Source organism: Bradyrhizobium sp. BR13661 (genome assembly GCF_029892425.1).
Classification (GTDB): Bacteria; Pseudomonadota; Alphaproteobacteria; order Rhizobiales; family Xanthobacteraceae; genus Bradyrhizobium.
Genome location: NZ_JARXWB010000007.1, coordinates 336,778 through 344,821, shown reverse-complemented (window position 1 = coordinate 344,821; position 8,044 = coordinate 336,778). Strand labels below are relative to the sequence as shown.

Below are 8,044 nucleotides of genomic sequence, written 5' to 3'. Positions count from 1 at the left end.
TGCGCGTAGGCGATCGTCCTGCAGCCAAAGTCCTGTCCGGCAATCTTCAGCGTTTTGCATTCCCCTGACATAAGGGCCAGCAGGTCAACGAAGGAACTCGCATTAATCATCTCCGATAGGCCCAGCGACTCGTTTGCTGGGGTTTGGCAATTGACAGCGGTGGAGAAGGCAATAAAAGCAGCCGCAGCGGCTGGCAACGGAAAACGCATGTGGGCCTCGTCAGACACCCTTCGCGGTCACGACAGCCCCCAAAGCACATTGCGCATTAATTCGCAATTCGAAGAATGGCGAAAGGCTGGCGCGCGCCGCCCCCAGCATCCGAAAAACGCCCGCACTCAATGATCCCAATCCCAAGTGTCAACAGTGACCACGCTTGTGACGTCGAGCTGCTCGCTGTGGAATTTTGCGCTCGCGACGGGGCGATTTCCGGTCGTCGCCTTACGAATAGTGCGAGCAGCGCGACGTAAGGCCTACGTCAGGCGGCCTTGTTAACACACTCCGGATCGTTGCTTGGAGGGTCGCGATGGCCGAAGATTTCGCACAAGTTGTCGTCGTCGGCGTGTTTACGGCCGGCGTTTTGAGCGGTTATTCGTTGCGCTACTATCAGTCTCGCGTGCTGCTACGTCAGCTCGAGTCTGCCAAAATGCTGTTAGAGGTGCACGGTGTACACCTTGATTGATAAACCCTGTCAATCTGCTCGCGTTCGCTGATCTCATTCAGAACTCTCAGTCTGATTCTAGCGGTCGCCAGGTGAGAGCCTCTTGTCAGGCTGACCGCGTTACTTTTCACCCAGCAGCTTCCCGGTCTTTCGATTGATGAAGTGCACCCTCGTGCAGGCCGGGCAGGCCACGCTTTCATATCTGTTGCCAGGTGCATCGTCCTCGTCGTCCTCGATCCAATGCTGGACGTTAAACGATGTATCGGGACATTTGAAAACGAGATGGGCCATGCCTTGTAAGATTGCGCCTTCGCGGCATGGCAATCTGACACAGGTCAATCTTGCTGCGCCGCAACAGTGCGTTCCACGAACTGAGAACGAAGGCCCGCCAGCGTAAACCGGCGGGCCGAGAACTCGAGACCGAAGCCGCGCGCTTTAATTCGGCCTCGCCCATCCACAGGTCTGACGTGTGTCCAACTCGTCTCCTATTTCCCTGAAGACGCCTGCTGCGCGATCTGCGATTTATTTATCAGATCGTTCATCTTCGCTGCATCGCTACGCAATTGATTCGCCAATGCGATACCGTCATCTGACAGATCGATCGTTTGTTGACCGCCGCCGCCATCCTCGCATCCCTCAGAAACCGGGCAATACCACAGAAATCCATCGTGCGCGAAAGCGCCGATATCACCAACAAGCCCAGCGTGCGGCCCAGCCCACTGGGGGTCGAGATCTTTGAAATGCTGCTGAACGACAAGATATTTAGAATATATCTCTGCGAGTCTGTTGTTGAGCATTTTGGTCGCAGGAGCGCCACCCATGCCTTTGCGATTACGGGCCAACTTCGCTATGTCGTCGGCAAGCGTCGACTCCTTGCCTGATAGCGACCCTAGATCCTTTACCAACGTGCCAACGCTGTCAGTACGCGACTGAGTAAGTAACCATTTAACGAAATCCACTATGCCTTCCGTGACTTTGTCGATTGGGAGTTTAACATCCAAGCCCGCTTTTGATGGCTGCGATCCAACGACAAGATAAATCAGAGCGACAAATATAACTCGTTTCCACATGGCTACCCCCTGTCGAAATCTCCATTGCTCAGAACGTCAGGTTGAATTTGGCAGAGAGTGCGCCCGGCAAATGATAAGGACAAGTCAACCCCTCTGACCTGTGGGCCAAGTCGCCGGATGTTGCCGGCCGGTTAGCCGCGTATTTGACCGGAATGCTGGCCCGCCGGTTCACGCTGGCGGGCCGTGATGCGACTTATCGCTTCAGCCGTCGGCGGTGGCGTCATGTACCGCTGCCGGTCGCGCTTGCGGTGGGTTCGGCGCTTCATTTGGTGCGAGCCGCAGGATCAAAAGCCGGATCAGGCGCGCTCGTTGCCCCCGACTAGCACCACGACGGACGCCGGCTTGGCCGGCTGCTCGGGTTCGGCGAAGGAAGTCCGTAACAATCTGCGTCATCAAGCGCAGAATGATATGCCGGATTTCATCAGGCTCCCTGCCGTCGTGCTCCTCCTCCCGATCGTCGCGGGAGCCTCCGGCCCACCGTTCTTGATTGTCGGGATCGCCACCCCAGCCCATGAGGCTGCCAAGGGACGGCTCGTTGTCAGTGTCTGGCTCGCGGCCGTCGTGCTCGGCGCCCTCGTCCTCACATTGCGCTCCCTCGTCGTCGCACTCGTCCTCAACCTCGGTCATGACGTAGGAATCCGACTGATCCAGAAATCCACGTGGGGTTCGCCAAGTGTTGCTCGCAATGAACCGCGGCGGCACTCGTGCAATCCTTCGGTCTACGCCTCAGAAATCTGCCTCATTTTGGCGCAACCAGGTCGCAAGATGCCAACATATCGGTGTTTGACTATGCACAAACCTCAATGAAATCAGCGACCTACTCGACTAATGTTAAGGCTTCGCGCCGACATCGACTACCCCTCAAAAAACGGCGTCTTCCACTCAGACTCTCACTCATTTGCTGAGGGGACGTCTGAGGAAGAGACCTCACGCTCGCATCAAAATCGCTTTGCACGTCTCAAGATCGCAGAAAAGTGGGCGTGCCATTTCGAAGATACCGACCTCACCAGCCGCATATCACGAAGGTTCTTGCCGCCCGGTCGGCCGAGGCCCGGGCCAAAGGCGAGACCTGATCGGTACATCGGACAAGCCGCTCGCGGAAAGCTAGAACGAACGCATGTGGTCAGTAGGCGAGCCGGTCGACCCGTCCCCGACGATCGACCAGGCGATCAACGGCGGTTAGCTAACGGGGGATTCGGATTTTTGTCGTCGAGCTTTTCCTATCGCGGGGTCTATTGGCGCCTTTAGCCAGACAATTCTACCGCAGGTCGACGGGCCGCACCGGCTGATTGCGACCTGCGCTCGTTATGGGGATTTGGGGTTCTCGCTGTTCGCTGGTGGTCTCGAGACGAGCCGCAGACCGTTGACCCTGCCCGCGATCGGCGTTTGCTCCTTTCAGGCATGGCGATCTCTATGGCTTTGGGTGCAGCCGGCGTCGCCGCTGCGATCGCGATGATGCCATAGCGTCAGCGCAGCCTTGTATGAATCGCCCGCGAGGTGGATTCCAATAGTCGCTTCCCGATCTACCGATCCGATCTCACCCGGATCCCGACCTGCGTGGCCCTGTGGCTTGGCCTTGGAGCGGGCCAGATCTATCGCCCCTCCCCATGAAAACGATCGCGAGCGCCAAACAGTGGGACAGCACGCACCTCGTGATAATCTTGCGACCCCTCCAAGGTCCATCGAACAACGAAAGGTGTGGCCGGCCGGTCTCCGATCCTCATATGATTGGCGCGACGACAGCGTCGGCGCCGCCCAGCTGGCGGCGCGTTTACTAAGATCGAAGCCATGATCCCAAGAAGTTGCCGATAATGATCCCAGCCGTATTGCCGGACGCGGTCTTTCGCACTAGCGACAGCTAAGACCTGCTCCTTCGGAAAGAAATGGTCTGATGACGGAGGCCACCTCATCGGGAAATTCCTCGTGAATGGAAAGCTTCCCTTTCGGCAATCGCTCGAGTCGAACATTTGGCAGACCGACCAATGATTCGATTTCGTCGCGAGAGCGTGCTGGCGTTTCATCTCCGTAGACCACCAGCGTCGGCTTGTCCGTCCTCGCCGCAAGACTTAGAAAACTATCCCGGCTCTCGACCCGATCAAGGTAGCCACTGACAAACCGCACCGAGGCGTGCTGCGCGCCCGGGCTGCAGGTAACAGCCAGTTTCGCGGATAGGCGGTCGCCTGAGAGCCAGTCTGGCTTACTGTAGACGTGCTCGCGCGCCATTCTCGTCACGACAAAACGGCTGACGTTGGCTCGATAGAGGAGCTGACCAATAAGCGGCAGATTAATGGCCGCTCGAATGCGGGCGAACCAGGGGCGATAGCCTCCGATCATGGTCGGAAGAGGCCCCCGCCAGGTTGGCGCAATTAGGACGAGACGATCGATCGCTTCCGAGCGGCACGCGGCGTAGTGAAGAGCGTAGGTCGCGGCGTGGCCCGCAGCTACGATCATGTGCGCTTCCGATGAAATCTCACTCATGAACCAGTTGAGAAACGTCGAGAGCGCCTCGGGTGACCAATCCGCGCGGGGACGCGCTAGGGTGCCGAATCCGGGCCAGTCAACCGTCGTCACGCGAAAGTCCGATGCCAGTCGATGCAGCAACGAGTGCATCTCGGTGCGGGTCGAAATCGAACTGAGCGCGGGCAGTAGCACCACGCCAGGACCACTTCCCGCCTCATCCATTCCAAGCGGAATAGTCTGGCTTTCCCACTGGTAGCGGATCGCGCGCTCAAAGCTCATGCTTAGCTTCCATGCGGCCCGTGTTATTTACCGCGAGTCTGGCCCCTTACAATCCTCACGGTGTGGCCGCCAGACTACGGTCGGAAAAGAGCCACTCCTGGGTCTCCGTCCGCCTTACTATCATCGACTTCCGCTTCATACGAGGTCCGTACGGAGCAGCTGGGCGGACGGCCGACAAGAGCGGCACCCAAATCAACGCCACGATCCCGTTAACTTGAACATCAGCCACATCTAATTCGCCTTTGCGGTGCCCGGTTTGCATGTCACCATCGCTTCCGAAATGTGGAAGTCCATCACGGAGATCCATCATGCGACGGGGTGTCTCGCTCGGAGCGATACTTGTTGCAGGTATGCTGGCTGGCGGCGATGCCGTGGGTACCGCCGCTCCGGGACGAAGACCCGAAGTCGCGGACAAGCAAACCGCGACCCCCGTCGATGTTGAACTTGTCGTTGCTGTCGACGTCTCTTATTCAATGGATCTGGACGAACTTGCCGTTCAGCGCGAGGGATATGCCCAGGCTATCACCTCCAAGGAGTTCTTGCAGGCGCTGAGGACGGGTCCGAACGCCAAGATTTCCCTGACCTATTTCGAATGGTCCGCATCCAGCGACCAGAAGATCATCATTCCCTGGCGCGTAATCGATGGGCCGGAGACGGCCGACGCGGTCGCCAACGAAATCATGCAGACACCCGTCAGGCGAGGTTCGCGTACCTCGATCTCGGGCGCCATCCTGTTCGCGATGCCGCTCTTCGATGAAGATCCCTATCAAGGCCTGCGCCGCGTTATCGACATTTCGGGCGATGGTCCGAACAACAACGGCCCGCCGGTCACGCCCGTTCGCGATGAGGCTTTGGTGAAGGGTATCGTCATCAACGGCCTGCCGGTCATGGTGAAGGAGCCATCCTATTCGACGATGGATATCGACAATCTCGATTGGTACTACGAAGACTGCGTCATCGGCGGCCCGGGCTCCTTTGTCGTGCCGATTAAGGGTCGCGAGAACTTCAAGGAGGCGATCCGCGCCAAGTTGATCCGCGAGGTCGCGGGAAAGACACCCGAACGTCGGATGGTTCCGATCGCCGAAAATGAGCCGCGCATTAGTTGCACGATCGGCGAAAAAATTTGGCAGGATCGCTGGGGACGCTAAAGCGGCCAGCCCTTTGGTGGTTAGCCTGGGTTCTCCAGGCTGAAATTGTCCGACTGCTCGTCGAAAGCGAAGAGTTCGGCATAACGGCCCCAGGACACGATCGTCTTCAGCGTGTGATCCGCATCCTCCTCGGACATGTAATCTTCAAGCTCGTTCCGAAAGCACACGACGGGCGCGGTGGCTGCCAGGAGCTGTCCGGAACGCAGTGGTTGAACAAACCGGAATTTTGCCCCACCCTATCAGTTGTCGCGCGGTCGGACGTTACACTGCCCGGTATCGTCAATAAGTCGGTCGTGATCGCCGAAATTAAGCACTCAAAGGCTTAGGCTTTGTGCGTCACTGTCCCAACAGTCCAAGCTCAGCTTTCGCGGCCACAAATCCCATAGTCTGCGGCTGACATTGATTTACCGCGTTTAACAACAGTTCGCGTGCCTCATGCGGCGGCCTGTGGTGGGCGGCATACTCTCCGATGTAAAATTCCACTTCACAAGTTTGCCCGCTTTTGTCCCGAGGAGGACCTGCATTCGCCACTCTCCGCACATCTTCCGGGGAGGCTTTTCCTTCGAATAGGCGCAGCAAAATGCCAGGCCACACATCCTGCGCGACTCTTTCGGAATTTTCGATAAATTCTCTTTCGTCGTCCTCACCACGGTGGGTACGCGCAATGTGAAGCCACAGTACAGTAAAAGCGCTCGTAGGGAGCAAGCGATGCGCTGTCAAGAAATCCTCGATGCCGCCTCCAGATTCGCCAGAAAAAAGCGCTACTCGTCCTCTGCCGAGATAGGCAGCGGCATTCCCCTGATCGATTTCTATGACGTGAGAGAAATCGTCGGTAGCGTCCGATAGACGATTGGCGAGCAGATTTGCATGGGCGCGATTCAACCAGGCCTGGGCATCGCGCCGGTTAAGGCGAATCGCGACGTCGAAATCCGATATCGCTGGCTCTACTTCGTCCCGGCTCAGCTTTAATACCCCACGATTGCTATAGGCGTCGCTAAGCGATGGCTCAAGCCGAATAGCCTCGTCATAATCAGCCAGAGCTTTCGTGTCATCGTGAGTGGCAAGGTAGACCGCCGCACGGTTGTAGAATGCCTCGGCATAGTCGCGGCGAAGCTCAATTGCCCGAGTGTAGTTGGCGATCGCCTGAGCCGGCTGCTCTTTCGCGGCGTAGGCATTACCAAGGTTATTAAATAGAAGTGGATCGCTGGGCTTGAATCGTTTCGCCTGCTCAAAATCGGCGATCGCGCGATCAAACTCGCGAAGTTCCCCCCAGACGATGCCCCGGTAGGCATAAGCGTCGGCAAAATTTGGAAGCAGCGCGACGGCCGAATTCAGATCGGATAGGGCTTTTTGCTTGACGCCGAGATTTTCGTAGCAGACCCCGCGGCTGTAGATCAGTAGGCCTTCGTCCCCGGCAGAGAATCCTCCTTGACGCAAGGCTTCATCGAACAGGCCGATCGCGGCCGCGCATTGTTGGCCCGCCTTGGCCAAGAGGGCGGCACGTGCGACATCAACCCCGCCGGCACGCGCTGGCGCGATCGTCAGATCGCACCAGAGTCCAACTGCAGTAAGAACGCCCAGGCACACTTGCGTAAGCAGAAACGATTTTCTCATGATCGCCGCCAAGCGTGCCGCCTATTTATCTGATGTCGGCTGGACCGCGGCAAGTATTGGTTTTTGGATCACGGACGCGACCTCGACCACAACCACCGACGAGGTCGCCCGCCGAGACGTTCGGTACCGATGGCGCCGGGGTTGCCACACCGGCCGTCACCACACCTTGGAAGGCCGGTCTGGTCTGAAACGATCCCGCAGCTTGGCTTTCCGACCAGTTCACGGCCGCAGCGGTCAAAATCAACATAACGACGCTTAGGCGTCTCATTGGAGTTCCCGCAAAGCACGCTTCGTATTTATTATTCTAAGCTCAATTGACACCGAAGTACAGGACTGCGGCGCATCACGCAGTTGCGATACCCTCGCAACAGGCGCGAACTCGTCCGTGTGGGCTACATCCACTCCCTCAGAGCGAAGTTCGCCTTGAGACCCATTTTGCGATTGCTTGAATCCCCCTTAGCCGCATGGCGACGTTCGCTGCCGATTGCCTCCGGGCCATGATCGATTTGTTCGTGAACCGCGCCTTAGGCATCTCGGAATGCTCCCTTTGGCACGATTCGACTTCTCAACAATCGCGGATTTGGCCCGTTCGACCCTTCTCCTTCCGATCCTCCCGGGAGGATTGCGCGCCATCCTCCATGGGGGATGATTCAACAAGCTTGACACCGATTGGCTGCGGACCTATGCGGAGGACTGCGGCTTGCGAGCAACCGTTCGCTGGCCGCATCTCAAGCTGAAGAAAGAGCCATGGGCAGTACCCCCGATGGCAGCGCGGCTCCGATCAACCGAACCGGACCAGCGTTGTCGCAACATAC

The 8,044-nt window shown here is 57.9% G+C and carries 6 protein-coding genes and 3 pseudogenes; 3 read left to right on the top strand and 6 right to left on the bottom strand.

Features of this window, described 5'->3' with window-relative positions:
• Positions 1 to 209: pseudogene (locus M2427_RS15150) on the bottom strand (hypothetical protein); the annotation flags it as partial.
• Positions 210 to 523: 314 nt separating this feature from the next.
• On the opposite strand from M2427_RS15150, the gene M2427_RS15145 reads away from it, so the two are divergent.
• Complete coding sequence (locus tag M2427_RS15145; protein ID WP_280707160.1) at positions 524 to 679, top strand: hypothetical protein; 156 nt, start codon at positions 524 to 526, stop codon at positions 677 to 679.
• Positions 680 to 1,143: 464 nt separating this feature from the next.
• On the opposite strand, the gene M2427_RS15140 is transcribed toward M2427_RS15145, so the two are convergent.
• On the bottom strand, positions 1,144 to 1,728 hold the full coding sequence (locus M2427_RS15140) for a hypothetical protein (RefSeq protein WP_280707159.1): 585 nt from the start codon (positions 1,726 to 1,728) through the stop codon (positions 1,144 to 1,146).
• A gap of 201 nt (positions 1,729 to 1,929) precedes the next feature.
• Entirely contained in the window at positions 1,930 to 2,355 is a 426-nt protein-coding gene (locus M2427_RS15135; protein WP_280707158.1) for a hypothetical protein, read from the bottom strand.
• 347 nt (positions 2,356 to 2,702) lie between these two features.
• On the opposite strand from M2427_RS15135, the pseudogene M2427_RS15130 reads away from it, so the two are divergent.
• Positions 2,703 to 2,908, top strand: a pseudogene (locus M2427_RS15130) (hypothetical protein); the annotation flags it as partial.
• Positions 2,909 to 3,576: 668 nt separating this feature from the next.
• Here M2427_RS15130 and M2427_RS15125 read toward each other — a convergent pair.
• Positions 3,577 to 4,467, bottom strand: a complete 891-nt coding sequence (locus M2427_RS15125) for an alpha/beta hydrolase (protein ID WP_280707157.1) — start codon at positions 4,465 to 4,467, stop codon at positions 3,577 to 3,579.
• 308 nt (positions 4,468 to 4,775) lie between these two features.
• On the opposite strand from M2427_RS15125, the gene M2427_RS15120 reads away from it, so the two are divergent.
• Complete coding sequence (locus M2427_RS15120) at positions 4,776 to 5,615, top strand: DUF1194 domain-containing protein (protein WP_280707156.1); 840 nt, start codon at positions 4,776 to 4,778, stop codon at positions 5,613 to 5,615.
• 20 nt (positions 5,616 to 5,635) lie between these two features.
• Here M2427_RS15120 and M2427_RS15115 read toward each other — a convergent pair.
• Both M2427_RS15115 and M2427_RS15110 read right to left on the bottom strand, forming a co-directional pair.
• A pseudogene (locus M2427_RS15115) lies at positions 5,636 to 5,794 on the bottom strand (AAA-associated domain-containing protein); the annotation flags it as partial.
• 157 nt (positions 5,795 to 5,951) lie between these two features.
• Positions 5,952 to 7,241, bottom strand: a complete 1,290-nt coding sequence (locus M2427_RS15110; RefSeq protein WP_280707155.1) for a tetratricopeptide repeat protein — start codon at positions 7,239 to 7,241, stop codon at positions 5,952 to 5,954.
• Positions 7,242 to 8,044 lie beyond the last annotated feature (803 nt).

Excerpts from the sequence above, each read along its gene's own strand:
- M2427_RS15145 (WP_280707160.1), top strand. The coding sequence starts at position 524 with ATGGCCGAAGATTTCGCACAAGTTGTCGTCGTCGGCGTGTTTACGGCC.
- M2427_RS15140 (WP_280707159.1), bottom strand. The coding sequence starts at position 1,728 with ATGTGGAAACGAGTTATATTTGTCGCTCTGATTTATCTTGTCGTTGGA.
- M2427_RS15135 (WP_280707158.1), bottom strand. The coding sequence starts at position 2,355 with ATGACCGAGGTTGAGGACGAGTGCGACGACGAGGGAGCGCAATGTGAG.
- M2427_RS15125 (WP_280707157.1), bottom strand. The coding sequence starts at position 4,467 with ATGAGCTTTGAGCGCGCGATCCGCTACCAGTGGGAAAGCCAGACTATT.
- M2427_RS15120 (WP_280707156.1), top strand. The coding sequence starts at position 4,776 with ATGCGACGGGGTGTCTCGCTCGGAGCGATACTTGTTGCAGGTATGCTG.